The organism is Hyphomonas sp. KY3 (assembly GCF_017309975.1).
Classification (GTDB): Bacteria; Pseudomonadota; Alphaproteobacteria; order Caulobacterales; family Hyphomonadaceae; genus Hyphomonas.
Genome location: NZ_CP022271.1, coordinates 3,258,948 through 3,284,579, shown reverse-complemented (window position 1 = coordinate 3,284,579; position 25,632 = coordinate 3,258,948). Strand labels below are relative to the sequence as shown.

General features: G+C 58.7%; 30 protein-coding genes and 1 tRNA gene. 21 read left to right on the top strand and 10 right to left on the bottom strand.

Features of this window, described 5'->3' with window-relative positions; genetic code table 11:
• Positions 1-27 precede the first annotated feature (27 nt).
• The 5 genes from CFA77_RS15760 to CFA77_RS15740 all read left to right on the top strand — a co-directional run bounded on the left by CFA77_RS15760 (position 28) and on the right by CFA77_RS15740 (position 5,191).
• Positions 28-486 carry an iron-sulfur cluster assembly scaffold protein gene (locus CFA77_RS15760; protein ID WP_206991502.1) on the top strand — a complete coding sequence of 153 codons (459 nt, stop codon included), beginning with the start codon at positions 28-30 and terminating at the stop codon, positions 484-486.
• Position 487: 1 nt separating this feature from the next.
• The gene (gene yidD / locus CFA77_RS15755; RefSeq protein ID WP_206991501.1) at positions 488-835 is read left to right on the top strand and encodes a membrane protein insertion efficiency factor YidD; all 348 of its coding nucleotides are present in this window, start codon (positions 488-490) and stop codon (positions 833-835) included.
• Between the two features lie 279 nt (positions 836-1,114).
• Positions 1,115-3,088: a threonine--tRNA ligase gene (gene thrS / locus CFA77_RS15750; protein ID WP_206991500.1), complete on the top strand. Its 1,974-nt coding sequence runs from the start codon at positions 1,115-1,117 to the stop codon at positions 3,086-3,088.
• Between the two features lie 49 nt (positions 3,089-3,137).
• Entirely contained in the window at positions 3,138-4,385 is a 1,248-nt protein-coding gene (locus tag CFA77_RS15745) for an O-antigen ligase (RefSeq protein WP_206991499.1), read from the top strand.
• Positions 4,382-5,191 (top strand): glycosyltransferase family 2 protein, encoded by an 810-nt coding sequence (locus tag CFA77_RS15740; RefSeq protein WP_206991498.1) that lies wholly within the window; start codon positions 4,382-4,384, stop codon positions 5,189-5,191. The genes CFA77_RS15745 and CFA77_RS15740 overlap by 4 nt, the downstream gene beginning before the upstream one ends.
• On the opposite strand, the gene CFA77_RS15735 is transcribed toward CFA77_RS15740, so the two are convergent.
• Complete coding sequence (locus CFA77_RS15735) at positions 5,188-5,634, bottom strand: cupin domain-containing protein (protein WP_206991497.1); 447 nt, start codon at positions 5,632-5,634, stop codon at positions 5,188-5,190. The two genes, CFA77_RS15740 and CFA77_RS15735, sit on opposite strands and share 4 nt — an antisense overlap.
• Positions 5,634-6,407, bottom strand: a complete 774-nt coding sequence (gene gloB, locus CFA77_RS15730) for a hydroxyacylglutathione hydrolase (RefSeq protein WP_206991496.1) — start codon at positions 6,405-6,407, stop codon at positions 5,634-5,636. The genes CFA77_RS15735 and gloB overlap by 1 nt, the downstream gene beginning before the upstream one ends.
• Before the next feature lie 38 nt (positions 6,408-6,445).
• Between gloB and CFA77_RS15725 the strand changes: the two genes are divergently transcribed.
• Positions 6,446-7,189, top strand: coding sequence for a class I SAM-dependent methyltransferase (locus CFA77_RS15725; protein ID WP_206991495.1), 744 nt, complete (start codon positions 6,446-6,448; stop codon positions 7,187-7,189).
• Between the two features lie 68 nt (positions 7,190-7,257).
• Positions 7,258-7,602: a P-II family nitrogen regulator gene (locus CFA77_RS15720; RefSeq protein ID WP_034814880.1), complete on the top strand. Its 345-nt coding sequence runs from the start codon at positions 7,258-7,260 to the stop codon at positions 7,600-7,602.
• Here the strand turns inward: CFA77_RS15720 and CFA77_RS15715 are convergent.
• On the bottom strand, positions 7,599-7,976 hold the full coding sequence (locus CFA77_RS15715; protein ID WP_206991494.1) for a DUF983 domain-containing protein: 378 nt from the start codon (positions 7,974-7,976) through the stop codon (positions 7,599-7,601). The genes CFA77_RS15720 and CFA77_RS15715 overlap by 4 nt on opposite strands.
• Positions 7,977-8,153: 177 nt before the next feature.
• On the opposite strand from CFA77_RS15715, the gene CFA77_RS15710 reads away from it, so the two are divergent.
• The 3 genes from CFA77_RS15710 (at position 8,154) to msrB (ending at position 9,920) form a co-directional block, all read left to right on the top strand.
• Positions 8,154-9,101, top strand: a complete 948-nt coding sequence (locus tag CFA77_RS15710) for a prephenate/arogenate dehydrogenase family protein (protein ID WP_206991493.1) — start codon at positions 8,154-8,156, stop codon at positions 9,099-9,101.
• The gene (locus CFA77_RS15705; protein ID WP_206991492.1) at positions 9,088-9,327 is read left to right on the top strand and encodes a DUF2164 domain-containing protein; all 240 of its coding nucleotides are present in this window, start codon (positions 9,088-9,090) and stop codon (positions 9,325-9,327) included. Before CFA77_RS15710 ends, CFA77_RS15705 begins: the two co-directional genes overlap by 14 nt.
• A 68-nt stretch (positions 9,328-9,395) precedes the next feature.
• On the top strand, positions 9,396-9,920 hold the full coding sequence (gene msrB / locus CFA77_RS15700) for a peptide-methionine (R)-S-oxide reductase MsrB (protein ID WP_206991491.1): 525 nt from the start codon (positions 9,396-9,398) through the stop codon (positions 9,918-9,920).
• 7 nt (positions 9,921-9,927) lie between these two features.
• On the opposite strand, the gene CFA77_RS15695 is transcribed toward msrB, so the two are convergent.
• The 4 genes from CFA77_RS15695 to CFA77_RS15680 are packed head-to-tail and all read right to left on the bottom strand — an operon-like array spanning position 9,928 to position 14,715.
• The gene (locus CFA77_RS15695) at positions 9,928-11,214 is read right to left on the bottom strand and encodes a M23 family metallopeptidase (RefSeq protein WP_206991490.1); all 1,287 of its coding nucleotides are present in this window, start codon (positions 11,212-11,214) and stop codon (positions 9,928-9,930) included.
• The gene (locus tag CFA77_RS15690) at positions 11,214-11,858 is read right to left on the bottom strand and encodes a hypothetical protein (protein ID WP_051607814.1); all 645 of its coding nucleotides are present in this window, start codon (positions 11,856-11,858) and stop codon (positions 11,214-11,216) included. Before CFA77_RS15690 ends, CFA77_RS15695 begins: the two co-directional genes overlap by 1 nt.
• A complete protein-coding gene (locus tag CFA77_RS15685) occupies positions 11,855-12,421 on the bottom strand; it encodes a hypothetical protein (protein WP_206991489.1) in 567 nt (188 codons plus the stop codon). Before CFA77_RS15685 ends, CFA77_RS15690 begins: the two co-directional genes overlap by 4 nt.
• On the bottom strand, positions 12,421-14,715 hold the full coding sequence (locus CFA77_RS15680) for a S8 family peptidase (RefSeq protein WP_206991488.1): 2,295 nt from the start codon (positions 14,713-14,715) through the stop codon (positions 12,421-12,423). Before CFA77_RS15680 ends, CFA77_RS15685 begins: the two co-directional genes overlap by 1 nt.
• A gap of 204 nt (positions 14,716-14,919) precedes the next feature.
• Between CFA77_RS15680 and CFA77_RS15675 the strand changes: the two genes are divergently transcribed.
• Complete coding sequence (locus tag CFA77_RS15675) at positions 14,920-16,200, top strand: MFS transporter (protein WP_206991487.1); 1,281 nt, start codon at positions 14,920-14,922, stop codon at positions 16,198-16,200.
• On the opposite strand, the gene CFA77_RS15670 is transcribed toward CFA77_RS15675, so the two are convergent.
• Complete coding sequence (locus CFA77_RS15670; RefSeq protein ID WP_242517414.1) at positions 16,201-17,550, bottom strand: lytic murein transglycosylase; 1,350 nt, start codon at positions 17,548-17,550, stop codon at positions 16,201-16,203.
• 111 nt (positions 17,551-17,661) lie between these two features.
• Here CFA77_RS15670 and ykgO point away from each other — a divergent pair, with 111 nt between their 5' ends.
• The 9 genes from ykgO (at position 17,662) to CFA77_RS15625 (ending at position 23,930) form a co-directional block, all read left to right on the top strand.
• Positions 17,662-17,787 (top strand): type B 50S ribosomal protein L36, encoded by a 126-nt coding sequence (gene ykgO, locus CFA77_RS15665; RefSeq protein WP_011648318.1) that lies wholly within the window; start codon positions 17,662-17,664, stop codon positions 17,785-17,787.
• Between the two features lie 31 nt (positions 17,788-17,818).
• Positions 17,819-18,427: an HAD family phosphatase gene (locus CFA77_RS15660; protein WP_206991486.1), complete on the top strand. Its 609-nt coding sequence runs from the start codon at positions 17,819-17,821 to the stop codon at positions 18,425-18,427.
• Between the two features lie 48 nt (positions 18,428-18,475).
• Complete coding sequence (locus CFA77_RS15655; RefSeq protein WP_206991485.1) at positions 18,476-19,006, top strand: tetratricopeptide repeat protein; 531 nt, start codon at positions 18,476-18,478, stop codon at positions 19,004-19,006.
• Between the two features lie 5 nt (positions 19,007-19,011).
• Entirely contained in the window at positions 19,012-19,941 is a 930-nt protein-coding gene (locus CFA77_RS15650; RefSeq protein ID WP_206991484.1) for an alpha/beta fold hydrolase, read from the top strand.
• A 54-nt stretch (positions 19,942-19,995) separates the two neighbouring features.
• Positions 19,996-20,259, top strand: coding sequence for a DUF2312 domain-containing protein (locus CFA77_RS15645; protein ID WP_034814889.1), 264 nt, complete (start codon positions 19,996-19,998; stop codon positions 20,257-20,259).
• A 42-nt stretch (positions 20,260-20,301) separates the two neighbouring features.
• Positions 20,302-20,820, top strand: a complete 519-nt coding sequence (locus CFA77_RS15640) for a hypothetical protein (protein ID WP_206991483.1) — start codon at positions 20,302-20,304, stop codon at positions 20,818-20,820.
• A 61-nt stretch (positions 20,821-20,881) separates the two neighbouring features.
• The gene (locus CFA77_RS15635) at positions 20,882-21,742 is read left to right on the top strand and encodes an SDR family oxidoreductase (protein ID WP_206991482.1); all 861 of its coding nucleotides are present in this window, start codon (positions 20,882-20,884) and stop codon (positions 21,740-21,742) included.
• A gap of 78 nt (positions 21,743-21,820) precedes the next feature.
• A complete protein-coding gene (locus CFA77_RS15630; protein WP_206991481.1) occupies positions 21,821-22,693 on the top strand; it encodes an SDR family NAD(P)-dependent oxidoreductase in 873 nt (290 codons plus the stop codon).
• 301 nt (positions 22,694-22,994) lie between these two features.
• The gene (locus tag CFA77_RS15625) at positions 22,995-23,930 is read left to right on the top strand and encodes a DMT family transporter (RefSeq protein WP_206991480.1); all 936 of its coding nucleotides are present in this window, start codon (positions 22,995-22,997) and stop codon (positions 23,928-23,930) included.
• A gap of 1 nt (position 23,931) precedes the next feature.
• Here the strand turns inward: CFA77_RS15625 and CFA77_RS15620 are convergent, their stop codons facing one another.
• Both CFA77_RS15620 and CFA77_RS15615 read right to left on the bottom strand, forming a co-directional pair.
• Positions 23,932-24,453 (bottom strand): disulfide bond formation protein B, encoded by a 522-nt coding sequence (locus CFA77_RS15620; RefSeq protein WP_242517413.1) that lies wholly within the window; start codon positions 24,451-24,453, stop codon positions 23,932-23,934.
• A gap of 74 nt (positions 24,454-24,527) precedes the next feature.
• The gene (locus CFA77_RS15615; protein WP_206991478.1) at positions 24,528-25,133 is read right to left on the bottom strand and encodes an exopolysaccharide biosynthesis protein; all 606 of its coding nucleotides are present in this window, start codon (positions 25,131-25,133) and stop codon (positions 24,528-24,530) included.
• A gap of 89 nt (positions 25,134-25,222) precedes the next feature.
• Here CFA77_RS15615 and CFA77_RS15610 point away from each other — a divergent pair.
• A tRNA-Leu gene (locus tag CFA77_RS15610) sits at positions 25,223-25,309 on the top strand.
• Positions 25,310-25,632: the final 323 nt, after the last annotated feature.

Genomic DNA, 25,632 nt, shown 5'->3' with positions numbered 1-25,632 from the left:
GCGCCTGCGAAGGCCATGTTTCAGGCGATGAGCGAACTGTACCATAATCGTGTTCTCGAACTCGCAGCAGACATCCAGCATGTGGGTGATCTGACAGATCCTGACGGGTCTGTCCTGAAGGTATCGCGTGTGTGCGGTTCGACCGTGAAGGTTGATCTGAAATTGGACGAAGCGGGCGCGCGCATCATGGCCATCGCAGTGGATCCAAAGGCTTGCGCTCTCGGGCAGGCGGCTACCTCGATCCTTGCTGAACACGCTATCGGTGCAACGATCGAAGAGGTGATCGCGGCGCGAGACGCTTTGAAAGACATGCTGAAAGACAATGGACCTCCGCCGGAAGGCCGCTTCTGGGAGCTGCGCCATCTGGAACCCGTGGCCGATTATCCCCCTCGCCATACGTCCACGCTGCTGGCTTTTGAGGCGGCGGTTGCTGCCATCGAGGAGGCATTGGCAAGCCGCGGTCTCGCCCGCGAGACGGCAGGCTGAGATGGCCGGTTTGCGGCGTCGATCAGCGAATGGTCTGCTTTGGGTCTACAAGCATGGCCCAAGCCAGGTGTTCTACGCGTTCGGCGCGCGCTGTCAGCACACGCCAACCTGCAGTGAGTATGGCGCCGAATGTGTTGCGCGGTTTGGATGGTGGCCGGGCATATGGATGGCGCTGGCGCGTTTCATCCGGTGCCGACCGGGCGGCAGTCTCGGCAAGGACCCGGTGCCGGAAACCCTGCCAGATGTGCCGGTCTGGCAGCCTTGGCGGTATGGCGAATGGTCGGCGCGCAAGGCCATGGAACGAATTGAAAACCGCCCGTCGTCATGCCATATGAAACCTGATGAGTGAAAATCGTTGCCTTCTTGGCCCTGTTGGCCTGACCACACGAACTCGCCGGGGTGCCTGACGCGCCCCTTGGCTGCGCCTTTGTGCGCGCCCGCTTCATGTACCCATAAACAGCCCAAAAGAAGCCCGGATAGGGTCCGAAAACCCCGCCACTGCGCGAGAAATGCGTATGGGGTGGGAAATCTGGTGAAGTCGCGTTAAGCAGACGCCGGATAAAGGGCCTGACCGGAACCGAATTTGCCGCGCTGTACAGAGCGCAAGAATGCACGAAAAGATTAGACCATGATCAAAGTATCCCTGCCAGACGGCTCCGTCCGCGAATATGAAGAGGGCGCGTCGCCCTTTTACGTCGCCAAATCGATTTCCAATTCCCTCGCCAAGAAGGCGCTCGCCGCCCGGGTTGACGGCGAGCTGAGAGATTTAATGCGCCCGCTCGATGGCGACGCAAAGGTGGAACTCGTCACGGCGAATGATCCCGAAGGCCTTGAACTGATCCGCCATGATGCGGCCCACGTGCTCGCCCAGGCGGTACAGGAACTCTATCCCGACGCGCAGGTCACGATTGGCCCAGTCATTGATGATGGCTTCTATTACGACTTTGCCCGCGAAGAGCCGTTCTCGACGGAAGATTTCGAGAAGATCGAAAAGAAAATGCGCGAGATTGTCGACGCGGACTATCCGATTGTCCGCGAGGTCTGGGACAAGGACCAGGCCATCGAGACGTTCAAGAAGATCGGCGAAGACTACAAGGCGCGGATCATCGACGACATCATTCCGCCGGGCGAAGCAATCACAGTCTACAAGCAAGGCGACTGGTTCGACCTTTGTCGCGGCCCGCACCTGCCCAGCACGGGCAAGTTGCCGAAGGCCTTCAAGCTGATGAAGCTGGCGGGCGCCTATTGGCGTGGCGACTCCAAGAACGAAATGCTTCAGCGCATGTACGGCACGGCTTGGGCCAATGAGAAAGACCTCAAGGCGCATCTGCTACGCCTCGAAGAGGCCGAAAAGCGTGACCATCGCAAACTCGCGACGCAGCTCGACCTGTTCCATCTCGACGGCCTGGCGGCAGCCGGGTCCATCTTCTGGCACCCGAAAGGCTACCAGATCTGGTTGCAGATCGAATCCTATATGCGCCGGCGTCTCGATGCGGCCGGCTATGAAGAGATCAAGACGCCGCAATTGATGGATTCGGTTCAGTGGGAGAAATCCGGTCACTGGGGCAAGTATCGCGAGAACATGTTCATCGTGCCGGATTTCATTCCTGAAGGTGATGAAGGCGTGGACATTTCGGTGCCTGACGATGCCAAACTTATGGCGTTGAAACCCATGAACTGTCCGGCGCATGTCGAAGTCTTCAAACAGGGCCAGAAATCCTATCGCGACCTGCCGCTGCGCTTGGCGGAATTCGGGTGTTGCCACCGCAACGAGCCGCATGGCGCGCTGCATGGCATCATGCGGGTCCGTCAATTCACGCAGGACGATGCGCACATCTTCTGCCGTGAAGACCAGATCGTCGAGGAGTCTATCCGCTTCTGTCGCCTGCTCGAAAACGTGTACCGGGATTTCGGCTTTGAGAATATCGCCGTGAAACTCTCCACACGTCCGGATGTCCGGGCCGGGGATGACGCAACCTGGGACCGGGCCGAGAAAGGCCTGCAGGACGCCGTTGATGCAGCGGGCCTGCCCTGTGAGATCATGCCCGGGGAAGGGGCCTTCTACGGACCCAAGCTTGAATTCCAACTCACGGACGCGATCGGCCGGGTTTGGCAATGTGGTACGTTGCAGCTGGACTATGTTCTGCCAGAGCGTCTCGGCGCTGAATATACGGCGTCGGACGGTTCAAAGCAGCGCCCGGTCATGTTGCACCGCGCCATCCTGGGCTCGATGGAGCGCTTTATCGGTATCTTGATCGAGGAGTTTTCCGGCGCTTTCCCTATGTGGCTGTCACCGGTGCAAGTTGTCGTTGCGGCGATCACAGACGCAGCGAACGAGTACGCTGAGGAAGCAGCGGCTGCTCTGCGCAAGGCCGGACTGCGCGTCGAGACCGATCTTCGCAATGAGAAGATTAACTACAAGGTTCGCGAGCATTCGGTTCAGAAAGTGCCAATCATTGCGGTGGTTGGTGGTCGTGAGGCTGAGGACCGTACACTGGCGTTGCGTCGGCTTGGCAGCAATGGTCAGCAAATGATCTCGCTGGAGGATGCCTGCCGCGATCTCGCCCAAGAAGCCCTCGCACCAGACCTGAAGTCCGACTAGTCCGGATCAACAGGTGACAGGTACTGCGGAACACGAAAAGATGCGCGGCATGAGCTACGCACCTTTTCTCGCCGCGGCCTTCCTGTTGTGGCCTTTGACCTCCATGGCAGGGACGCAAGGTAACGTCCTGCTGCTCGCGCTGGCTGCGATTCCTGCATTATTTGTTGCACGACCCGGTATCCGTCCGGCCCACTACCTGCTGGCGGGCATGGCCTTTCTGGTCTGGGCCGTTGCGAGTGAGTCCTGGTCTCCGGTCTCGCGAGGAATCATCAGTGGGACATTGATGGGCGGCGACTTTGCCATTCGGTCCGCCGGGCTGCGCATCATATTGACGCTTTTCTTCACCACGCTCTTGATAGCCGGTGCATTGCGAACTGCGCCCGGGCGCGCACAGATCTCGTCCCGCCTGATATTGGGAAGCCTCTCCATACATGGTCTGCTGATCCTGCTCAGCCCGGTCTTCGCGACTTCAGTGATGCCCGTCTTCTACGGGGATGATCCGCTCAATCATTCCTCAGGCTTTCAGAACCTTGATCGGGGTGCGAACGCTTTTGCGCTCGTACTGCCTATACTTGTAGCATATGTCGGGGCCCGGCCAGGCTTGGCATGGAAGGGGCTCGCACTGATGATTGCGCTGGCCAGCCTTGTCAGCTTCGGCGTTCTCGGATCGTCAGCCGCCATGTTTGGCGCGGCTTTGATGCTCGTCGCTTTCGTTATTGTTCGGGTCTTCCCAAAGTATGGCCTGCGCGGCCTGTTCACGACTGTCGCTGCCTATATTGCGCTGGCGCCGGTCTTGATGAGTGGACTGCTCTACATGCTGGAGCGAAGTGGTGTGAACTTGCCGGGGTCTTTCCAGTCTCGCGCCTGGTCGTGGGAAGTCGTGATCGGGAAGATTCAGGAGGCACCGCTGATGGGGCATGGTATCGAAGCATCAAAATCCTGGCAGGACACGTATGCAGCCTATCCGGAATGGATGGCGCAGTTGCCGGATTTCTGGGCGCGGTATCCGGTCGTTCCGGGGCATCCGCACAATATGGCCTTGCAGATATGGGCCGAGACGGGCGCAGTTGGTGCATTTGTTGCGGCACTCGCCGTTCTGCTGATCGGATGGCGACTGCCAATTGGGCACAATTTACGCGCGGATATTCACTACGCGATTGGCGGCATGCTGGCGGCGGCGTTCTGCCTGTTCAGTTTTTCCTATAGTGTCTGGAATGAAGCTTTCTGGTCTACCTTGGCGCTCGCTGTCGTTGCGCTGATTGTTCTGTCTCGCCGTGTGAGAGGATCGCTTGGATGACTCTCCCGACAATTACGGCGATCGTTGTGACCTATCATACCGGCCCTCGCTTGCATGAATGTCTCTATGCCCTGAAGTCCGATCCGGACATTTCTGAAATTATCATTGTCGACAACGGAAATCGGCCAGAGGAACAGTCCTGGATCGATGAGTTCGAGGCAAATTCAGATAAAGTCCACATCGTCCGTGATGGCACGAATCCCGGTTTTGGGGCCGGGGTGAACAAGGGTGCGGCGGGGGCGCTCGGCAATCTGCTTCTCGTCATCAATCCGGATGCGGTTCTGCGCCGCGGTTCGCTTGCAAGACTTGTGGCGGCAATGGAGAAGCGTGCTGAACCCGTCCTGGTCGGCGGCAAGATTTTTGATATCCACGGTCGTGAGGAGCGAGGCGCACGACGCAACACGCTGACGCTCTTGCGTGCGATGGGGTTTGGGAAGTGGACGTTGGAAAATGACCCGCCGCCCCGAAACTCCATCGAAGTTGGTGCAGTGTCAGGTGCCTTTTTCATGATGGATCGTCAGGCCTTTCGCAAGATGGGAGGGTTCGACGAGGGCTATTTTCTGCACGTCGAAGATGTCGACCTTTGTCGCCGGGTCCTGAAGTCTGGCGGTAGCGTAGTCTATCAACCTCATGCGGGCGCGTTGCATTATGGGTCGACGTCGGACGTTCCCTCTGAGGCTGTGGTCGAGCACAAGGCGCGCAGCCTTGTGAAGTATTTCAGGAAATTTGCGAACGGCCCGTTGGAGCGTCTGATGGTGACGCTGATTTCACCAGTCATGGTGCGCGCCCTCAAGGCTCGTCGCTAGACGGTTGGACGCCAATCATGGGGGGCCATTTCAAACCCGCTAAATTCGAAGCCCGGGGCAACAATACAACTGACCAGTGTCCATGCGCCCAGCGTTTCCGCTGTCTGCCAGTGTTGCGAAGGGACGACAAGTTGCGGGCGATGCCCAGCCCGCAGGTCAGGACCGAGCGTCACCGCACTTGCCCCTTGGCCGTCGGGTGGCGATAGCGTGAGGGAAAGAGGGCCGCCCGCATGCCATAGCCAGAATTCGTCAGCATCTACCCTATGCCATGCCGAGACTTCGTCAGCTTGCAGCAGATAGTAGATCATCGTGGAACTGGCGCGGCTGCCGTCCGATGTCGGCGCGCGATACGTTTCCCGGAAGTGTCCTCCCTCTGGGTGAGGGGTCAGATCCAGCATGCGGATGATCTCTCGGGTGCCGAGATCTCCGGAAATACCCCGCATCAGAAGCGGTCCTTGCGTCCACGTATTTCGGCGAAGGTTTCGACGGTGTTGCCGGGATGACCCATCGCCGCCTGGAGTACAGGATCGTCGGCACGCAAGAATGGGTTCGTGGCAAGTTCTTTGTCCAACCTCGTTGGAACAGTTGGAAGGCCCTCTGCACGACGCTCGTCAATCCAGAGCGCGTAATCCGTCAGTGCTTTATTCTGCGGGTCGACCGTGACGGCAAACCTTGCATTGGCCTGTGTATATTCATGCGCGCAGTAGAGCTGGGTTTCTGGCGGCAGAGCTTTCAGCTTGGTCAGGCTGTTCCACATCATCTCCATCGTGCCTTCAAAAACACGGCCGCAACCTAGTGCAAAGACAGCGTCTCCGACAAATGCGACGTCTTGATCTGAGAAATGATAGGCGATGTGGCCTAGCGTATGCCCGGGCACATCCATCACGCGCGCGTTCGTACGCCCAAATTCGACGATATCGCCTTCGGATAGTTTCACATCAATGCCGGGAATTTTTTCCGCTTCACCGGCTGGTCCGTAAATGGTGCATCCCGTGACTTCCTTGATCCGCAAGTTCCCGCCCGCATGGTCGGGGTGCCAGTGCGTGTTCAGGATGTGCGTAACCGTCCAGCCTCTACGATCGGCCTCGGCAAGGTACTTTTCGGCATCCGGCGTATCGATTGCCGCAGTCTTTCCTGAGACAGGTTCATGAACCAGATAGCCGTAATTATCGTTCAGGCAGGGAAATTTGTGTATGTCGAGGTTGATTTTCGTCATTAGCGTCTCCTGCAGACCAGACTAGCACAGGCCACTTCATGCGTCAGGATGCCGTCACCTTGCAACGTTTCTATGCCTCGCCTTTGGGGCAGGCAGCGACGCGCATCCTGTCCGGCAAGCTGACGGATCTCTGGGGAGATGCGCGCGGCCTCTCTCTGCTGGGTCTGGGATACGCCATTCCGGTGCTCGAGGCCTTTGGTGCTGCGCCGGGGCGCAGCGTGGCAGGTATCCCGCTCGATCATGGACCTGTCTCATGGGACCCGTTCGGTCGCGGCAATGCGGCGGTCGCCATAGGCGATGTTCGGCTGCCCTTTCCGGACGGCATGTTTGATCGTGTGATCGTGCTGCATGGGATCGAGGAATCGGGCAATCCGCGAGCCTATTTGCGGGAAATCTGGCGGATAACGGCTCCAGAGGGTCGTATTGTATTGGCGGCGTCCAACCGGTCCGGCTTGTGGTCGCGCGCGACCAAGACGCCGTTTGGCCAAGGCCGCCCCTGGACACGCGCCCAGCTCATGAATCTGCTTTCGATCGGGCTGTTTCAGGTTACAGCGTCCAGTAGTGCGCTTTACATGCCGCCAATGGCGACACCTTTGGTGAGTTCGGGGGCCGAAGGCTGGGAAGTGATGGGCCGAATGCTCGCGCCGGGGCTCGGTGGCGTGGTGTTGGTGGAGGCAGTGAAACGCCTTTATGCCTCTCCTGGAGGCGGCGCTACAGCACCAGTGACCGAAAAAGTGCGTCTGGCGCGGCCTGCGACAAGCAATGGTCGCGAAAGCCATTGACGCCGCTACGCGCGCCTCGGTAGTTTAGAAACTCCTAATTCGCATTACAGATCAAAGGATTGCGTGCCATGAAACTCGTAACAGCCATCTTCAAGCCGAGCCGATTGGATGCGGTGATTGACGCGCTGTCCGAAGCTGGCGCGACAGGACTGACCGTATCGGAAGTGCGCGGCTATGGTCGCCAGCTTGGCAAAACCGAAGTTTATCGCGGCGCGGAATACGAAGTGCGCCTCCTGCCCAAGGTCAAAGTGGAAGTCGCCTGCCCTGACGCCTCGGCCGAGCGCTACGCCGAGGCCATCACGCAGGCCGCCAATACGGGCACAATCGGTGACGGCAAGATCTTCATCTACGATCTCGACAGCATTATCCGGATTCGCACCGGTGAGCGCGACGAACAGGCTGTGTCCGGCTAGTTCTGGTCTTCCGACTTGAAGCTTGCCTGTTCAGCGCCATGGTGGAGCTGAAGGTTCAGCAACACGCCTTTTGCAACCGGTAACAACCACAAGCACAGTCCAATCACGGCCGCACATAGCGCGATGAAGGCAATGACCATCGGCACCAGGGGCAGCGGACTCATCGGCAACAGGAACAGAAACGGCGCCAGCAATAGCAGCACACCGAAACCTACGAAAAAGGCCGGGCCGTCTGCTGTATCGGCCGCCGTCATGTCACGTCCGCAAACGGGGCAGGATTCGTTGAGCTTCAGGTAGGAGCTGTACAATTTGCCTTCGCCGCACTGGCCGCATCGCTGACGGATACCGGAAATGATGGGGGAGGGGTGGCTCATGATTCTGGACCTCTTTGAGCCGGATGCTTGGTCAGACCTTTACCGGCACTTTCCATACCTATGTAAGGACCGCTTGGTTGGTGTCATCTGCGGTAGATGGTTGCAGGGGCATGAAGGCCTTGACGTTGGTCGCCGTATTCCGCACCAGAACGGGCGAAATCTGACTGCAGGAACACCATGACCGAACCCGTCTTCAACAAGATCGCCATCATTGGCGCCGGCCTCATCGGCGCGTCCATCGCGAGGGCGGCTGTGCAGTACGGCGCGGCTGGGACTGTGAGCCTTTATGATTCCAGCGAAGATGTGCGCCTGCGCGCCGCTGGAATTGCGTTGGGGGATGTCGCGGACAATCTTGCCACTGCTGTGGCAGAGGCAGATTGCGTGTTCCTCTGTGTCCCCGTCGGTGCCTTGCAGGCCGTTGCTGCGGACGCTGTGCCGCTGATGAAGGCAGGAGCCGTCCTGACCGATGTGGGCTCAGTGAAAGGCCAAGCCACCGAAGCGCTTGCGGCCGCCGCCGATGGCCGCGTGCACATTATCCCGGGCCACCCCATTGCCGGTACGGAGCAATCCGGTCCGGAGGCGGGCTTTCCGACCCTGTTCCAGAATGCCTGGCACATTCTGACACCCCTGGCAGACGGGGACGACAATTACGACGCTGCTGTATCGACGCTGGAGGCGTTCTGGACGCAACTTGGCGCAACGGTTGAAACGATGGATGCAGCGCGGCACGACCGGGTCCTCGCGATCACTTCGCACCTGCCACACCTGATTGCGTTCAACATCGTTGCAACCGCGTTCGATATGGAGACCGTCGAGCAGGGCGAAGTCGTGAAGTATTCTGCTGGTGGTTTCAGGGATTTCACCCGTATCGCCGCCTCCGACCCTGTCATGTGGCGCGATGTTTTCCTGAACAACAAGGACGCCGTACTTGAGTGCCTTGGCCGGTTTTCCGAGGATCTTGCCGCGCTGCAACGCGCGATCCGTTGGGGCGACGGAGAAACGCTTTTCAACGAGTTCAATCGCGCCCGTTCAATCCGCAAGGCCATCATTGATGCGGGCCAGGATTCTGGGGCAGTTAACTTCGGGCGGAACCTGCCCAAGGGAGATGAGGATGAAGGCGCTTGAACTGACCGAGGAGCGTCGCGCGACGTTGCGTGGCCATTTGCAAACTCTGTTTGCAACCGAATTTGACGAGCGCCTCAGCGATTTTCGGGCAGATGACATCGTCGACCTGATGCTGACGACGCTCGGTCCGGCCGTCTACAATCAGGCTGTCGCAGATGTCCGCGCTCACCTGCAGGGCAAGCTGGAGGACCTCGACGGTGAAGTCTGGGTCGAGGAAGCTGGCTGACATGATGCTCACGCGCTTGTGTGTCGTGCGGGACTGAACCTTTCGGTATGGTCCCGCGTATGAACCGCATGACCCACACGATTTCCCGACGCTCGCTGCTCCTGTCCGGCGCCGCTTCACTGGGCCTTGCCGCCTGTTCCATCAATTCTACATCGGAAGCAGCAGACGCTGAAAACGCCGATAATGAGGAGCAATATGCTGATTCCGAATGGCGCCGACTTACCAATGATGACTGGCGTGCGCGCTTGAGCGCGGCCGCCTACGGCGTTATGCGGGAAGAGGGTACCGAGCGTCCCTTTACATCGGACCTGAACAAGGAGGCCCGCACAGGTACCTATCATTGCGCCGGGTGTGACCTCGCCCTGTTTTCATCGGACACCAAATTCGATTCCGGCACGGGCTGGCCGAGCTTCTATGATGTCTTGCCGGGCGCCATGGGAACCAAACCTGATCGCAAGCTGATTTATGTGCGCACGGAATACCACTGCGCCCAATGCCTGGGCCATCAGGGGCATGTATTCGAGGATGGGCCGGAACCCACCGGCTTGCGGTATTGCAACAATGGCGTTGCGCTGACCTTCAAGCCGGCCTGATTCCGGATCACTCGATGATTTCCATGCCCTCGGGGATTACGAATGGCGTGGTAGCGACGCCGACATTTCCGGCTTCAACTACCTCACCAGGACCGCCTTCCCGACGCTCATAAGCCTGAGCCAGCGAGAGATATGGCGGGACGTGAACCCAGCCCGCACCACCATCATTTTGTGTGATTTCGAAATGAAGGTGAAACGTTGTGGGCGTGCCGCCGAAATCATTCGAGACATACCCAATATGCTGGCCGGCCTCGACTGGGTCCCCCGCCTTTACCTGCAGCTTGTCCATGTTCATGTGCATGTATTTGAAGATACGTCCGCCTGCGCGCAGATTCACGCTGTAAGTGCCAACGTGTGAGATGACACCATCAGACACGGCGACAACCTTGTGCAGGGTGCGGTCACTGGCAGCTGTCCTGCGCAGTGTATTGCATTCCTGTGGTGTGCCGACCCGAATGTCCTGCCCCTGGTGGACCTTGGGTTGGGGGCAGTAAGGAGAGGTCCGATTGGCGCTGCGTACTTCGCAGAAATTGTCCCGCCATGGATAGGCGTAGTTGCGGGAATCGCACTGGTCGCCCCCCGCGACACCCCCGCCAAAGCTGAACACTTGGGACTGTAGGTAAGTTGGTGCATCCGCGATAGGAAATACAAGATCAGGTGCGTATGCAATCTGCTCCGGTGCACCTTGGCCTGAGCCAGGCAGAAGCGCTCCGGCTTCAAAATAGCTGAAGGTTGGTTCGACCGGCTCAACAGGGTCGGGCAGGCTGGCAGCGTCGTCGCCATCATCATCACTGATATCTTCAGCCGGAATGTCCGTGTCATCAAGCGTGTCGCCCGGTGTTTCGGTATCCGTGTCCGTATCGGTGTTAGCATCCGTTTCAGGGTTGGTGTCCTGGTCCGAAGCGTCATCATCTTCAGGAGTTGTCGCGGGATCAGTATCTGGTGTGTCGACGTCGGGAATGTCGTCGGTGGGGGTGTCGACATCAATCGGATCGGTAGCGGGGTTGTCGGCGTCTACTGGATCAGGTCCGTCCCCGAGATCATCCGTATCAGGCGAGTTGGCTGTATCTTCCGCATCATCCGCAGGGTCCGTTGGTGTGTCCTCACCGTCTGCCCCATAGGGATTGTCGACCGGCGCAGACGGCGGCGGAGGTCCGGGCGCTCCGGGCGGTACAGCAGGCCCCGCATCCGGCGTTGTCGGACTTGGTCCGCCATCTCCCGGAAATCTGACAAAGTCGCAGGCGGACAGCATGAGGGCTGCGCTCGCCAGCAGCAGCAATCGTGTTGGTTTCATCAACGCGTCCCCGCAATTACTAGCTTGTTGGTCACATCGAGAGCTTCTTGCTCCGTGATGCAGTCGGCTTCACCTCCCTTGATGGATTTGCATTCAAATTCCACGAGGTAGTCTGCGCCATAACGAGAGAACGAGACTTGTGCTCCACTCATCGTTGGCGTGTAGGTCAGGACGGGCGTATCGTCTTGGGCATTGGTGGTATCAACTCCAATGACTTCATTCGTGCCATTGACGACAATGTCATAGTCTATGCCGGGATAGGCAGCGAAATAGCCGTCCGACATGGGTTGAAAGCGGATGCCACTCTCGGCGCCCTGTGGCACGACGATGCCGGTTGGAAGCAAGACCGGTACGGGCGGCGCGGTGCCGCCGGATTCCACCTGGAAACTCGTCTCGCGCTGCTCGCTGGGTGTGGCAGCAAGATCTGCTCGTGCAGCGTCCCAGTCGATTGTTGCAGTGCTGGCGACCATCACCGGACCGTCAGGTTGATCTGGAACGAGCGTAGCTTCTTCTGCAGGAGCAATTTCCGGCTCTTGGGTTTCAACCGGTGCTGGTTCGTCGCGGTCTCTCGCAATCAAGAAGTCGCATGCGGTAAGCGAGAGCGCGCACCCACCGACAATCAGGATGGTACGGATAGATGTCATTTGCGTTTGTCCTCTCCGGGATGAGCTACGAAGTCAGGGTCTGCATAGGCGACGCCATCAATTGACAATATCTGTTGGCGGATTTCTTCAATTCGCCCGCGTGTCGCCTCGACACCGGCGGGCAGTTGGTACACCAGATTGATTTCGCCGGAATAGCTGGCGCCCACGAGACGGAAATCCTTCAGGATGGGGATGTCTTCTACGAGATCCGAATATGCCGCATCAGCGGTCTCGCGATCGCGTTTGAAATTGCGCGCAATCGTATCAACTTCAGACCGCCCCTTGAGGCGGACGATAAAGGTGACTTCCGCACCGCTCGAACTGGACGAGCTGCTGCCACTGACGGCAGCAGGCTTGACCTGTTCTACACCCACGGTGCCGATTGGCGGACGTGGGTCGGTCGCCGCCTGTGTGGCGGGGCTGTCCTGTTCAGGCCGTGATTGGGAGCTATTGCGGTCATCACTCCCCACGATAACCAACCCCACCGCGCTGGCCAGCAGGGTGACCCCTGCAAGGCCAAGCGGCCCGCCGAGATGGACGGGAGAAGGGCGCCGTTTTGGCATCAGTCTCCGCCACCGCCGGTCGGCCGTTCCGGCACCATGGCGAGGTCGAGCAAGCCTTGACCGCATGGACGTGTGCACATGTCGGGGCTTCCCTCAATCGGAGTGGTGCCCGGGTAGAGTGCACATGAGCCAGAGCATTGCATCGCAGATCGCGGGCTGGATGCAGCGAGCAGGGTGGCTTTCAGCTCTTCCGGCGTGGCGTCAGGATCGCGTGCCTTGAGGAGGGCAAGTGCTGCTGAGACATGCGGCGCTGCCATCGATGTGCCCTGTTCGAAAGCGTAGAAGCAGTCTTCGACGGCTTCACCCGTGACCGGGTCATAGCAATTCGTTGCAGCCTTGGTGGACAGGACGCCATCTGGACGACCGTCCCCATTGTCGTCCCGTGTCAGGTCTCCACCAGGGGCGAGGAGATCTACTTCCGGTCCGAAATTGGAATAGGGGGCTATATGTCCCCGGGCATCGCCGGCGGCGACTGTGATCACATTCGCGCAGCCACCCGGCGCATAATACTGCGTCGCAACGCGGGCATTGCCGGCTGCCGAGACGACCAGCACACCACGCTCAGTGACCGAATCAATCGCATCCTGCAGCGATGCAGGACAGTATTCAAACAGCCCGATGGAGAGGTTGATTACGTCAGCCGGATTGTCGTTCCAGATCTCGTTGCCTTCCGCATCCTCGGCCGGGATCAGGCCGCCTGCCCACCGGATGGCATCATTGATGTCGGAGAGACGTCCACCACATTTGCCGAGCGCGCGCACTGGAACGATTTTGACGTTCCACGCCCCGCCCGCGACCCCTGAGGCATTGTTGGTCGCGGCTGCGCCAATCGTTCCCGCCACATGTGTGCCGTGAAATGTGTCTTCTGCAAATGGGACCGACGGATCACAGAGATCGCCCGGATCGTTCGGGTCGCCGTCACGGCCGTCGCCATCATTTCCCATACGTGGATCGGAGACCATATCCCAACCCGGTGCGATGTTGGGGGAATCCTTGATGTCGGGGTGTTCCAGTTGCAGGCCGGTGTCTACAACAGCCACGACAACATCTGCTGATCCATCTGTGCCCTGACGGGTCCAGAATTCCTGGAAGCTTGAGCCCCCTACGGACTCGCCTTCGCCTGTACCATTGTTCTGGAAATGCCATTGAAGTTCCCAAAGCGGGTCATTCGGGGTGATGGTTGTGTCGGTGATGACGTCCGGGGTCACATCGGTTCCGGTGGCCGGTGTGTCGGGGCGTGGTTTACGAGCGAACTGGTTTTCGAAAATATAGTCTTTCTCGACATATTCGAACTGACCAGACGCTTTCAGGTCTTTCACGATACATTCTGTCGCGAGCACCGGGCTCGACTGAACGGTGACCATATCAGGATTGTCTGGGCATTCGAGTTTCGCATCGACGGCGAGGAAATTCTGCATCGTGTTGCGAGGGGATCCGGCTGGCGTGAACCGAGTGGGGCTGCCACCATCCTCGCCGATTTGTATGACCATCTGCCCCTCGCGAGACAGGGCCACTTCGCCGCCCATTCCATACTTCGACAATGTGTCCAGCATTACGGAATTGGCATCGCGTTGCGCTGTAATGGCATCACGACTGATAACAGAACGACGCGCAAGCTTGCGCGCTGCGACTTTTTCCTGAACCGGTGCAGATTCCAGGGAACGGGGATCGAGGGACCGGGTGCGCGCCGTTGGCGATGGTTCTTTCGCGGCGGTCTGTTCCAGTTGCCTGGATGCCTTGTCAATTTCCTGCAGAGTTTTTTCTCGTGCTTTTGGATCAAGCTTCACCTTGGGCATGACGCGTGCAGGCTGAACCGACAGGCTGCGTGACGGCGCAGGCGCAGAAGTGATCGGTGCGGTGGCATCGGACTCTGCAGCAGGGGCGCTTTCAGCCTCGACCGGATCGTCGGAAAATTCGTCAAAGGCTTCCGGATCTTCCAGGAAGACTTCATCGTCTTCCACGACCGCCATGGCTTCAGCAGGGGGGATGTCCCGTGGCTTGGCAATGATCGATCCGACCGCAAACATCGGGCTCGCGCTTGCCGTTTCGAAATTCATGTCATTGCGCAGCGTACCGGCAATGGCTCGGTCCATGACGTCAGCTGCTTCCAGCGGTTTCGGAGCGTCCGGTTCAACAATGGTCCGACCGCTCAACTGGTCCATAGTTGCCTCGGCGAGATCACGAGCGCGTTCGAGCCTTGTGTCTTGCTGGTCGCATGAGGACAGCACGAGCAGGCTGGCCAAAGCAGTTCCGAGCGCGAGGCGGCCCGGCGTCGATATCAGTTTCCGCAGCATGTGAGATATCCCCGTGTGTTTCCCAAGATACTCCCAGCTCCTTAGATTAACCCTTTAGCAAGATTATGACGAGGGTGGGGCATTGTCCAATGCAAACGCTTTTCAACCTGACACTTGTTGACGTGAAATCGGAAGCCCGGCTTTCCTTACGGCACCATTTTCTTGTTGCTGGACATTTCCAGAAGACCGGCCGATGACATGAGAATGAGCGAGGGGCAGACGATTCCACCAGACGTGTCCAGACCGGACCGGCGCAACGCTTTCTTCCTGTTGTTCTTCTCATTGATGGCGATCGGGGCTGGCAATACGATGCTGATTGCCGCCGTATTGCCGCCACTGACGCGAGAGATTGGTCTTCCGGACTGGATGGCCGGGGCTATCTTTGGATTGTCGGCGCTGTGCTGGTCGTTGATGTCGCCGTTTTGGGGTGGTCGGTCCAACCGCTGGGGAAGGCGGCCTGTCGCCGCCTTGGGACTTGCGGGATATGGCATCTCCATGCTCCTGCTGTTCCTGACCGGCTGGCTTACCATGACTGGCGTACTGACCGGCACGTTCATGATGTTTGCCTGCCTTGCCATGTCGCGTTCGATTTTTGGGTTGCTGGGCTCTGGCACGAACCCGGCTGCGCAAGCTTATGTTGCTGATCGCACCAGTCAGGCCGAGCGACAGTCCGAAATCGCGTTCATCACATCGGGTTTCAGCGTTGGCACGGTGATTGGCCCCGCTTTTGCCGCGGCGCTGGTGGCAACGCTTGGCCTGCTGAGTCCCTTGCTACTGACGGCGGTTATTGCCTTTACCATGTCGGCCTTGATCTGGTTCCGCCTCCCGGAAGAGCGCGAGCCGGTAACGGATGCGACCCAGTTTGAAGAAATTCCCGGTGCGCGGGGTCTTTGGCGATCCGGGCCGGTATTGCCCTTCCTTGTGTTCGCCGTGTGCCTGTCGCTGACGACCGGTGTATTGACGCAGGTTTTTGTCTTTTCAGTAATGGACAAACTGGGCGTTTCCGGAAAGGAAGCGGCGCAATTTACCGGGCCGGCCTTTACCGTTGGCGCACTCGCCGTACTGCTGGCCCAGCTTGTGTTGATCCCTCGCCTCAAGCTCAAGAACAAGACACTCATGTGGGGAGGCTGCCTGCCTTTGCTGGCTGGGGCGTTGCTGATGGTCTTCGCAAATGACTATGCAAATTTGATCCTGGCGCAGTTCTGCATTGGCCTCGGGCAGGGGCTCGCGCGGCCGGGATTTTCAAGCGGGGCATCACTGGCCGTCTCACCTCAGCTTCAAGGCAACGTCGCAGGTCTCGTAATCTCGGCGAATGGAATGGGTTTCATCATCACGCCCTTCTTCGGCTTGTTCATCTATGAGTATGTGAACCCGCATCTTCCGTTCATATTCTGCGCGGGCCTGCTGAGTTTCATGATCCTGTATGCCCGGTTCGGGTTGAAGGATGGCGTCGGCGAACCGGATGAGGAAGCCGACGCAGTTTGATCAATTTGTGCCGGACGGGCTGGATGCGACACCAACATTCGCTTCGCCAGTGACCAATGCCAGGGCCTGCTTTGTCGGGTAGCCGTCCGCAACGAGGCCCCTGGATTTTTGGAATGCTTGCAACGCGCCCTTGGTCTTGCGACCGGGAATGCCGTCCACGCCGCCTGCGTCAAAGCCCTGGGCGTTGAGGGCGGCCTGAAGGATCTTGATCTCGCTAACGGTGAGAGGTGTCAGATGTGTTGGCCAAGACGCGATGGGCCCATTCTGGCCTCCCATCGCATCGCCGGACAGGCCCACGGCGAACGCGTAGGAATCGGCATTGTTGTAGGTCTTGAACGCCTTGAAATTGTTGAACAGCAAGTATTTCGGGCCTTCCGCACCGGCTGGCAGCCAGAGTTCAGCATAATTGGCTCCGCCTGTTTCGAAGGTGCCGCCGCGTGCAGGTACCAGGCCTTCAGTTGCCCATGTTTCGATCCGGCGTTCATTGCCATCTGCCAGTCCGAAATCGAACCCGGTGCGGGCCAGCACTTCAATGCCCCAAGGCTGATTCAGTGTGTAGCCGGAATTTGCCAGATAATTGGCGGTCGAGGCGAGGGCATCAGCCTCACTCTCCCAGACATCCTTCTTGCCGTCGCCGTCAAAATCTTCGGCATAGGCGATGAAGGTCGATGGCATGAATTGGGTATGGCCCATCGCGCCGGCCCACCCGGCGATCAGGTCGTCGCGCTCTGCATCGCCTTGTTCGAGAATTTTGATCAGGGAGAGCAGTTCACGCTCAGCGAGGCTCTTGCGTCGACCTTCCACAGCCATGTTGGCCAGGACGTTTGGCGCGTCGAAACTGCCTTTCACGGCACCAAAGCTCGTTTCCATGCCCCAGATCGCGACGATGGCTTCGCGGTCTACGCCATAGGCGGCTTCAAGAGAGTCGAAAAGTGCCGGGTTTTCAGCAAGGCGCGAAGCACCTGTGCTTATGCGGCTATTGCTCATCGGCACGCGCAGATAATCCCAGATCGGCTTGGCGAATTCGGCTTGGTCTTCGATCCCTGTCTTAGCGGGTTGGAAAGACGATCCAATCCAGAGTTCTAGCGGAGATATGCCGGTAAGGACAGATTTGACGACCTCGCGATCATGACCAGCGGCGAGTGCTTTTTCAGAGAACGCTACGCGCCAAATGTCCATTCCGGCATGGCCGGAGGAGGCGTAGGTGATCGCGCCTGTCTCGGGAGCGGGTACTGGCGCGGCGATCGGTGGAGGCGCAGCCTGGCCCGGACTATGGGCACAGGAGGCAACCAGCGCGGTCATCGCCGCAGCCGCGATGATATGTGAGCGCCGCAGCGCAATCTGTGCCATTCTTCCAGCTCCTGAAACCGCACGTTCATGACAGCGTGCAACCTTGACTCTTCTTACCGGATTCATTACCCGCTCCGCTTTCCAATTCCTTATGATCCACAGGCTAGGCCCATGAAAGTCCGCTCGTCTCTCAAATCGCTCAAGTCGCGCCACCGCGACTGTAAGATCGTGCGCCGCAAGGGCCGCGTTTACGTCATCAATAAAACTGACCCCCGCTTCAAAGCAAAGCAGGGCTGACGTGAACATGAACAGGCAATAAGGCGGCACTATGGCTGCTGAAATTGCCCTGTTCGACCTTGGGCATGTGGTCCTCGACTGGGACCCTGCACGACTTTACGCGAAGATCATCGATACGCCGCAGGAACGTCAAATGTTCCTGGCGGATATCTGTAACATGGCGTGGCATACACGGCATGATGCTGGTGCAAGCTTTGCCGAGAATGCCGTTGATCTGATCCGGCAATATCCTCAGTACGAAACTGAAATCCTTGCCTGGGGTCGGCGATGGATGGAAATGTTCGACGGCTATGTGGAAGGTACCGCCGAACTGATCCGGCGCCTGGATGCCCGCCAGGTGCCGCTCTATGCCCTGACGAACATGCCAGCCGATCCTTGGGACGAAATGCTCCAGGAGTTCGAGATCCTGCGACGGTTCCGCGATGTGATCGTGTCTGGCCGGATCGGCCTGATCAAGCCCGGCACCGAAATCTATCATGTCGCCCTGGAGGTCATGGACCATCCGGAGCCAGCAAACGTGCTGTTTATTGACAACAGCCTGCCCAATGTTGAAGCGGCTGACGCGCTTGGCTTCCGGACACATCATTTCAAGCATGCAGAGGGCCTGGAGACCGCTTTGTTGTGTGAAGGCCTGCTGTGACAGCAAGTTGTGGTTGCCCCGCCCGGCGCGCGGCATAATATCGGACTGATGATAAGAGCGCTCCTTCTGGCCGTCCTGTTCCTCGTGGGCGCGGCGCATGCGGAACCATCCGATGAGATGTTCGAGAAGCTGCGGACTGCGCCCAGTGACAGCGAAGCCAATGACGTGGCCATGGATATCTGGGCCTCCTGGATGGAATCCGGCTCACCGACGGTGGATGTCATCATGGAGCGGGGCGTCGATGCGCAGACCGCAGGAGATTTCGAGACGGCGCGCGCCTTCTTTGATCGGGCCATCCTGATCAAGCCAGACTATCCCGAGGCGTGGAACCGGCGAGCTGCCCTGTTCCTGATGGATGAAAATTACACCGAGGCATTGCGCGACCTGAACGAGACCTTGCAACTCGAGCCGCGCCATTTCGGCGCGTGGTCCGGGTTGGGCATGATGTTCGAAAGCATGGGATCTCCCAAGCATGCGCTCGAAGCCTATCGCGAGGCCATTGAAATCTATCCGCGCATGCAGCAGGCACTGGCCGCAGAAAAGCGGTTGTCCAAGCTCGCTGAGGGCCAGGGTCTTTGAGGGGCGTGATTACGGCAACAGCCCTCGGCATATGCGTGCTCGGTACGGGGGCTTGCGTGACCAGTGCAGCCTACAAGAACAAGGTCGAAGCCACCCACCCACCAATTGGTCGGTCCGTATCGGTAGGAACTGAGACTGTGCATGTCATTCAGCGTGGAGAGGCAGGCCCACCTGTCCTGATGATTCATGGTGCCAGTGCCAATGCTCGTGAGTTCACATGGACGCTCGCGCCTCGGCTGGAGGGCGCTTACCGCGTTCTGATGGCAGATCGGCCCGGGCACGGTTATTCCAGCCGCCCGGAAGACGCGCAGGATCTTGGCGTGCAAGCGACACAAATGGCGGGCGTGTTGGACCAACTCGCACCGGACGAAAAAGCCATTTTGGTCGGCCATTCCTTTGGTGGGGCCGTTGCCCTGCGCGTGGCGCTGGACCGGCCTGATCTTGTAAAAGGGCTCGTCCTGCTCGCGCCGGTGACCCATGATTGGGGCGGAGGCGGTCAGGCATGGTACAACTCGTTCGCTGCTCAGCCAGTCGTTGGTCCTGTGTTCAGCCAGCTCTTGCCATTGGTTGGCCCTGGCCAACTTGCCCGAGGGATTGACGGCGTCTTCGAGCCAGCACCTGTGCCGGACAATTACTCTGAAAATTCCGCCATCGGACTTCTGTTTCGCCCGCCAAACTTCCGGGCCAATGCCCGTGATGTGAAGGCGCTGGAAGATCAGCTGGCCGCGCAGTCCAGACGCTATGGTGAACTGGAAGTGCCAATCACGGTGTTCTCTGGCAGCGGCGATACCGTGATTTCCCCAAAACTTCATGTAGGTGAATTGAAGAAACAGGTGCCAGTGGATCTCGTGATCCTGCCGCATGAGGGGCACATGCCACACCATGGCGAAGGTGCAGCTGTTGCTGATGCCATTCGCCGTCTGGCCAGCGAGTGAAACTCCCGCTAAGACGCGCCTTCTTTTCCGATCCCGATTACCAAGGAGCCTCTCATGGACGACGAAGCCTCGATCACCCATCTCACCGAAGCGACCCGCGAGAAACTCCGCCAGACCGTCGCCAAGATCGAGCGTCTGGAAGAGGAGAAGAAGGAAGTTGCCGAGCAGATCAAGGAAATCTACGCTGAGGCGAAGGCTTTCGGTTTTGATACCAAGGCACTGCGTCAGGTGATCAAGCTGCGCAAGGTCGACCGGGCCGAGCGCGAAGAACAGGAAATGGTGCTCGACACCTACCTGCTGGCACTTGGCGAAGCCTGACCCGGTTTGCCTCCGGCACAATAATCACCATATTCTCTGCCAATGGGCCGAGATGTCGACGAACGCAAGAAACGCGCAGCGCTCCGTAAACTACGGAAGGCGGCGGCATTGGCTGAGCAGGGGCTTGGTCCGCCCTTGTCTGACTGGGAAAAACAATTCCTTGAAGAGGTCGAGGAGCGAATCGAGACCTATGGGTCTGCGTTTGCAGATCCTTTGAAAGGGAGCGACGGCGAAGCCCTTTCCAGCCTGCAGCAGATGAAGCTGAAGGAAATTGACAAGAAAGCTCGTGGAAAGGCCAAGACTGGCTTCGGCGCAAAGAAAAAGCCCGGTGGCTTCAACAAGCGGCCGACGCCGCGTGTGCGCCAGTTGGATGATGATCTGACGGAAGACCCGGCCCCTCGACATTCTGAGCCGCCCACCCGGAGCTTGCCGAAATTGGTCCGTGCGTCGGAGTTGACGCCTGTGGAGCCCACCTCTCCTGTCTCGGGATCTCCCGAAGATGAATCGCCGAAGAAACGTCCCGCCTTCCGGGTCATTGAAGGTGGAAAGCAGACCGAGTAAACCCGAACACGAGTTTGATGCGTATAGTTTCCATATTCCCCGAATTGGAAGGACGACCCGCATGAAGACCGTTGTAATCACAGGTGCATCGACCGGTATTGGCGAAGCGACCGCGCTCTACCTCGCAAAGCATGGGTGGCGCGTCTATGCCGGGGTCAGAAAGCAGTCCGATGCCGATGCGCTATCCGCGAGCTCCGAAGGGGATATTCGCCCGCTTATTCTGGATGTGACGAGGCAGGAGCATTTGGAGACCGCTGTGCGGACTGTGTCCGAAACCCTGAAGGGCGAGACGCTCACGGGTTTGGTCAACAATGCGGGTATCGCAAATATGGGGCCGCTCGCGATTCAACCGCTTGATGATTTCAAGGCCCATTTCGAGGTCAATGTTTTCGGCCTGTTGCGCGCATCTCAAGCCTTCGCGCCACTGCTTGGGATGGACAAGACTCGCACCGGTGCTCCCGGTCGGATTGTCAACATCACCAGCGTGGGTGGTCGCATTTCGGCACCCTTCCTTGGGGCCTACACGGCCACTAAGCATGCCGTTGAAGCGATGACAGACACGTTGCGCCGGGAACTGGTGATCTTCGGCATTGATGCCATTGCCGTGGGGCCGGGATCAGTGAAAACGCCGATATGGGATAAGGCAGAGGAAGCCAATTCAGATGGCCCCTATTCTGGAAGTGCCTGGTCGGACGCGTTGAAGCAATTTGAGCAGGTGATGCTGAAGGGGGGGCGTGACGGCTTGCCGCCTGAACAAATTGCGAAAGTCATCGAAATTGCGTTGGAGGACGCCACTCCCAGGGCGCGCTATTCCCCTGTGCCGAACAAGCTGACGAATTGGTACATTCCGACGCTGCTGCCCAAGCGTGTTCTGGATGGGGTCTTCCGCAAGCGATTCGGCATGACGAAGTCCGGCAAGTAAATTTTCCTGCGGGCATTGACGAACCGCGGGGAAGGGGCGCGCATTCTCCTGAAAAACGAAAACGGGAGGAATACGCACATGGCCAATCTTGACGGCAAAGTCGCCATCATCACGGGAGGGGCGAGCGGCATCGGTCTTGCGGGAGTCGAGACGTTTGTTGCGGCTGGCGCGAAAGTTGTTGCTGGAGACATTCAGGACGAAAAGGGCATAGCGCTTCAGACGCGCTTTGGCGACGACAAGGTCCTGTTTGTCCATTGCGACGTGACGGACATGGCCGAACTGGAAGGTATCATGGGCAAGGCCGTCGACCATTTCGGACGGTTGGACATTCTCTGGAATAATGCGGGGCATGGTGGCACGCCGGATTCGGTGGAGGAACTGGATCTTGATGCCTATGACCAAACCATGTCTCTCCTTCTGAAACAGGTCTTTGCCGGAACCAAGTTTGCTGTTCCACACATGAAGGAAAATGGCGGCGCTATTATCAACACGTCTTCAATCAGCGCCGTATGCGCCGGATATGCGCCAATCACCTACTCTGTTGCCAAGAAGGGCGTAGCACATTTCTCTAAATTGGCGGCTGCAGAGCTCTCTAAGTATGGCATCCGCGTGAATGCGGTCCTGCCGGGCTTTATCGCGACCTCGATCTTCGGCGCGTCGCTCGGCTTGCCGCGCGAGCAGGCAGACCAGATGGCGGCCATGCTGGTCGAAGCAGGTGGCAGCATGCAGCCAGCTGGCCGGGTTGGCAAAGGTGAAGACATTGCCGAAATGGCAGCCTTCCTCGCCTCCGACGCAGCGAGCTTCATTACGGGCGGCGAATTCCTCGTGGATGGCGGCATGACGGTCGGTCCACGTCATTCTTGGGACGAGACCGCCGGCGGTCCACTCCTGGATGCGCTTGGCATCACGCCGGAACAAGCCGAACAGATGCGGGAACAGATGAACAGCTAGGTCGTTGGTGAGGCGCTACGGGTCTTCCGTCAGCGCCTCAAGGCCTGGAATCAGCTCCACTTTTTTCAGTAGGGCGGGGAGTGTTTTTGCACGAGCGACCGGACGACCTCGCTCGTCGGCTATGACAAAGCCGGTTTTTGACTTAGTGAGCGGGAACCGGCGCCAATGTGCGCGAGTCCTGAATATCCAGACTTGGTCAGGTTCGCTCCCTGAAGCGGCCCAGCCGGTCCACATGTGATCGGCCGGCAATTCTCGCCAAAGACGGTCGATCTCGTCAATTTCGGAAGGCGTAAAACAGCCCATGGATTCTCGCCCCGATCAGTCTCAGCAGACAGACCTAGAGGTGGGGCCCGCACCGCGCAATATTGAAGGCGCGCTCTGGATGCTGGCCTCCGGGGCCACCTTCACCGTGTTCCTCACGCTTTCCAAGGTCCAGTCTGCAACCTTCGATCCAGGCTTCCTTGCCTTCTGGCGCTCTGGCGTTGCGTTGATCGTCGTCATTCCGGTTATCCTGCAACAGGGCTGGAGTGTGATGAAAATTCACCAGCCGGGTCTCATCTTGCTGCGCAGCCTGTTCGGGACGCTTGGCTTTGCCCTCGGCTTCTATGCCGTGTCGGACGCGGTTGGCCTGCCGCTCTCCGAATTCAATGCGATCAGTTTTTCCCGGGCCATGTTCGTCACCTTTCTCGCGGCCTTCATCCTGAAGGAACGGGTCGGTGTGCATCGTTGGGGCGCCACAATCGCCGGATGTGTCGGGGTCATGATCATGATGCAGCCCCAACTCGGTATTAGTCTGGGCATGGTCCTCGCCGTATCGGCGGCGTTCTGCCTGGCTGGGGCGATCACACTCGTGAAATCTCTGACGCGCCTGCACAGGCCGGTGACCCTGTTAATCTGGGCAAACCTTCTGTCGTCGATCCTGTTATTGCCGCTCGCCATCCTGACGTGGCCGGACGTGGCGCCCTCTGTCATCGACTGGTCCTGGATCGGCCTGATGGGCGTATGCGGTGTGACCGGCCAGTACTTCTATATTCGCGGCATGAGCGTTGGTGATGCATCTTTCCTGTCGCCGATCGACTATATGCGTCTGCCGATGGCAGCACTGGTCGATTGGGGTCTGTTCCACATGCTGCCGGGTTTCTGGACCTGGGTGGGCACTGCAATCATCATTGGAGCCACCCTGTACATCACAATCCGGGAACAGCGCCTGCGCCGGCTGTCCGCGCCGCCGCTCTAGGTCAGGCGGCTTCGGGTGAGTGAACGGCGCCGCGGAACGTCGCGCCTGCCGCGATGAAGCTGAACAGCGCCATGATGGCAGAGACCACGCCATTCCAGCCCGCCATGGAAAGGCCGAGAATGTAGAAAGGCGCATCCGTGCAGGACGGCACATGCATCGGCTTGCTGAAGTCCTGAATCGCCATTGGATCGATCACCCCTTCACCGGAACAACCATCTGGTGGCGGCAGCAGGCCCCACTCGACACCGGAATGGTAGAAGGCAACCACAACACCGACGACAAAGACGAGTCCGATCATCATGTTGAGTGCGACCAGGAACCGGCGTTTCGGGATCCATCGCCAGAGCACAAGGCCCGTCAGCGTCATCGCGATCAGCGCCCAATAGACTTCCCGCTGCCGCAGGCAGAGTGGGCAGGGAGGCAGGCCGCCAAAAGTCTCAAACGCGTGGGCGGCTGCCAACATGAAGGCGGACACCGCCACGGCCACCGCGGGCCACTTCCAGTCTTTCAGGAGAGATCGCATGAAATCCATGCTTCAGCTAAAACCGGACTGCGTCATGACCACAATGCGGCGCAAGGTCACTTTGCCGTTATTTATCATCCAAACAGGCTCACCGCACCGAGCATCACGGCGCCTATCAGACCGCTGACCCAGGCTGTTCCTATGATCAGGCCGCCAATCACCATCAAGCCGTCTTTCTGCATGAGACCAAAAGACGCTATGGCCACGGCAAAGCCCGGCACCGTGTTGGTCATCGGCAACGGCACGAGGATTGACGCGCAGAATATGCATAGAAACAGGCCAATGACGCGTTCCGACCGCTTGCCGGTAATGACGGTCAGGCGCGGGCGTACAATGTGCTCGATCCAGCCGAGCCATTTGCGGCCGCCAGACGCCATCTGGGTAAGGCCCTTGCGATCAATGTGGCGATTGGCGAGCTTGTCCGGCATCCAAGGCTGCTCGCGGCCCATCGCCATTTGGGCCGCCAGGGCCATCATGGGCAAAGATACGACCTGCGGCACCCCATAAAGAAACGGAATGCAACAAGGAAGGGCAAGCAGGAACAGGCCAGCGCCAAATGCACTTTCATCCAGCTGATCAAAGATTTCCCGCAGCGAGAACCCGTTCTCGGGCGCACCTGCGGCAAGCGCTTCGATGGTCTGCAACAGGGTTTTTTCGGTCGGAATCTCGGTGGAAGACATGCCTAAGCTGTTAGATGTCTTTGATCGCTACGTCGAGTAGATTGACAGGAGGCCCAGCTATGCGGCAGGAGAAGCGCTCCCTGCAAAGGGCCTCTGTGGCGGAACTGGTAGACGCGACGGATTCAAAATCCGTTTCTGGTGACAGAGTGCCGGTTCGAGTCCGGCCAGAGGTACCAATTGCATAGGACGCGCGCTGATCCTTTCATGGGTAACTGGTCTGGCTTGCGAACATCACATTTTGACAGCGACCCTAAAATTTCTCTGTGAACGAAATTCGCTTGGTTCCAACGCAAGATGACGGGTGCTTACTCGACTGAGGGCGGTCCATCGCAAACCGTAGTAAATTCTACAGCATGCGGTCCTGATCCGGTGTTCGGCGCTTTGCTGAAACGATCGGATTCTGGGGCAATCAAAACATGAGCAACCTCGTCCCGCGCGAATACCGATCTCTCGCCAGACCGCCTGATTAACCTGACGATCATCTGTTTTTGCAATCAAT

Coding starts and splice junctions, on each gene's coding strand:
- CFA77_RS15760 (WP_206991502.1), top strand. CDS start 28: ATGAGCGAACTGTACCATAATCGTGTTCTCGAACTCGCAGCAGACATC.
- yidD (WP_206991501.1), top strand. CDS start 488: ATGGCCGGTTTGCGGCGTCGATCAGCGAATGGTCTGCTTTGGGTCTAC.
- thrS (WP_206991500.1), top strand. CDS start 1,115: ATGATCAAAGTATCCCTGCCAGACGGCTCCGTCCGCGAATATGAAGAG.
- CFA77_RS15745 (WP_206991499.1), top strand. CDS start 3,138: ATGAGCTACGCACCTTTTCTCGCCGCGGCCTTCCTGTTGTGGCCTTTG.
- CFA77_RS15740 (WP_206991498.1), top strand. CDS start 4,382: ATGACTCTCCCGACAATTACGGCGATCGTTGTGACCTATCATACCGGC.
- CFA77_RS15735 (WP_206991497.1), bottom strand. CDS start 5,634: ATGCGGGGTATTTCCGGAGATCTCGGCACCCGAGAGATCATCCGCATG.
- gloB (WP_206991496.1), bottom strand. CDS start 6,407: ATGACGAAAATCAACCTCGACATACACAAATTTCCCTGCCTGAACGAT.
- CFA77_RS15725 (WP_206991495.1), top strand. CDS start 6,446: ATGCGTCAGGATGCCGTCACCTTGCAACGTTTCTATGCCTCGCCTTTG.
- CFA77_RS15720 (WP_034814880.1), top strand. CDS start 7,258: ATGAAACTCGTAACAGCCATCTTCAAGCCGAGCCGATTGGATGCGGTG.
- CFA77_RS15715 (WP_206991494.1), bottom strand. CDS start 7,976: ATGAGCCACCCCTCCCCCATCATTTCCGGTATCCGTCAGCGATGCGGC.
- CFA77_RS15710 (WP_206991493.1), top strand. CDS start 8,154: ATGACCGAACCCGTCTTCAACAAGATCGCCATCATTGGCGCCGGCCTC.
- CFA77_RS15705 (WP_206991492.1), top strand. CDS start 9,088: ATGAAGGCGCTTGAACTGACCGAGGAGCGTCGCGCGACGTTGCGTGGC.
- msrB (WP_206991491.1), top strand. CDS start 9,396: ATGACCCACACGATTTCCCGACGCTCGCTGCTCCTGTCCGGCGCCGCT.
- CFA77_RS15695 (WP_206991490.1), bottom strand. CDS start 11,214: ATGAAACCAACACGATTGCTGCTGCTGGCGAGCGCAGCCCTCATGCTG.
- CFA77_RS15690 (WP_051607814.1), bottom strand. CDS start 11,858: ATGACATCTATCCGTACCATCCTGATTGTCGGTGGGTGCGCGCTCTCG.
- CFA77_RS15685 (WP_206991489.1), bottom strand. CDS start 12,421: ATGCCAAAACGGCGCCCTTCTCCCGTCCATCTCGGCGGGCCGCTTGGC.
- CFA77_RS15680 (WP_206991488.1), bottom strand. CDS start 14,715: ATGCTGCGGAAACTGATATCGACGCCGGGCCGCCTCGCGCTCGGAACT.
- CFA77_RS15675 (WP_206991487.1), top strand. CDS start 14,920: ATGAGCGAGGGGCAGACGATTCCACCAGACGTGTCCAGACCGGACCGG.
- CFA77_RS15670 (WP_242517414.1), bottom strand. CDS start 17,550: ATGGCACAGATTGCGCTGCGGCGCTCACATATCATCGCGGCTGCGGCG.
- ykgO (WP_011648318.1), top strand. CDS start 17,662: ATGAAAGTCCGCTCGTCTCTCAAATCGCTCAAGTCGCGCCACCGCGAC.
- CFA77_RS15660 (WP_206991486.1), top strand. CDS start 17,819: ATGGCTGCTGAAATTGCCCTGTTCGACCTTGGGCATGTGGTCCTCGAC.
- CFA77_RS15655 (WP_206991485.1), top strand. CDS start 18,476: ATGATAAGAGCGCTCCTTCTGGCCGTCCTGTTCCTCGTGGGCGCGGCG.
- CFA77_RS15645 (WP_034814889.1), top strand. CDS start 19,996: ATGGACGACGAAGCCTCGATCACCCATCTCACCGAAGCGACCCGCGAG.
- CFA77_RS15640 (WP_206991483.1), top strand. CDS start 20,302: ATGGGCCGAGATGTCGACGAACGCAAGAAACGCGCAGCGCTCCGTAAA.
- CFA77_RS15635 (WP_206991482.1), top strand. CDS start 20,882: ATGAAGACCGTTGTAATCACAGGTGCATCGACCGGTATTGGCGAAGCG.
- CFA77_RS15630 (WP_206991481.1), top strand. CDS start 21,821: ATGGCCAATCTTGACGGCAAAGTCGCCATCATCACGGGAGGGGCGAGC.
- CFA77_RS15625 (WP_206991480.1), top strand. CDS start 22,995: ATGGATTCTCGCCCCGATCAGTCTCAGCAGACAGACCTAGAGGTGGGG.
- CFA77_RS15620 (WP_242517413.1), bottom strand. CDS start 24,453: ATGCGATCTCTCCTGAAAGACTGGAAGTGGCCCGCGGTGGCCGTGGCG.
- CFA77_RS15615 (WP_206991478.1), bottom strand. CDS start 25,133: ATGTCTTCCACCGAGATTCCGACCGAAAAAACCCTGTTGCAGACCATC.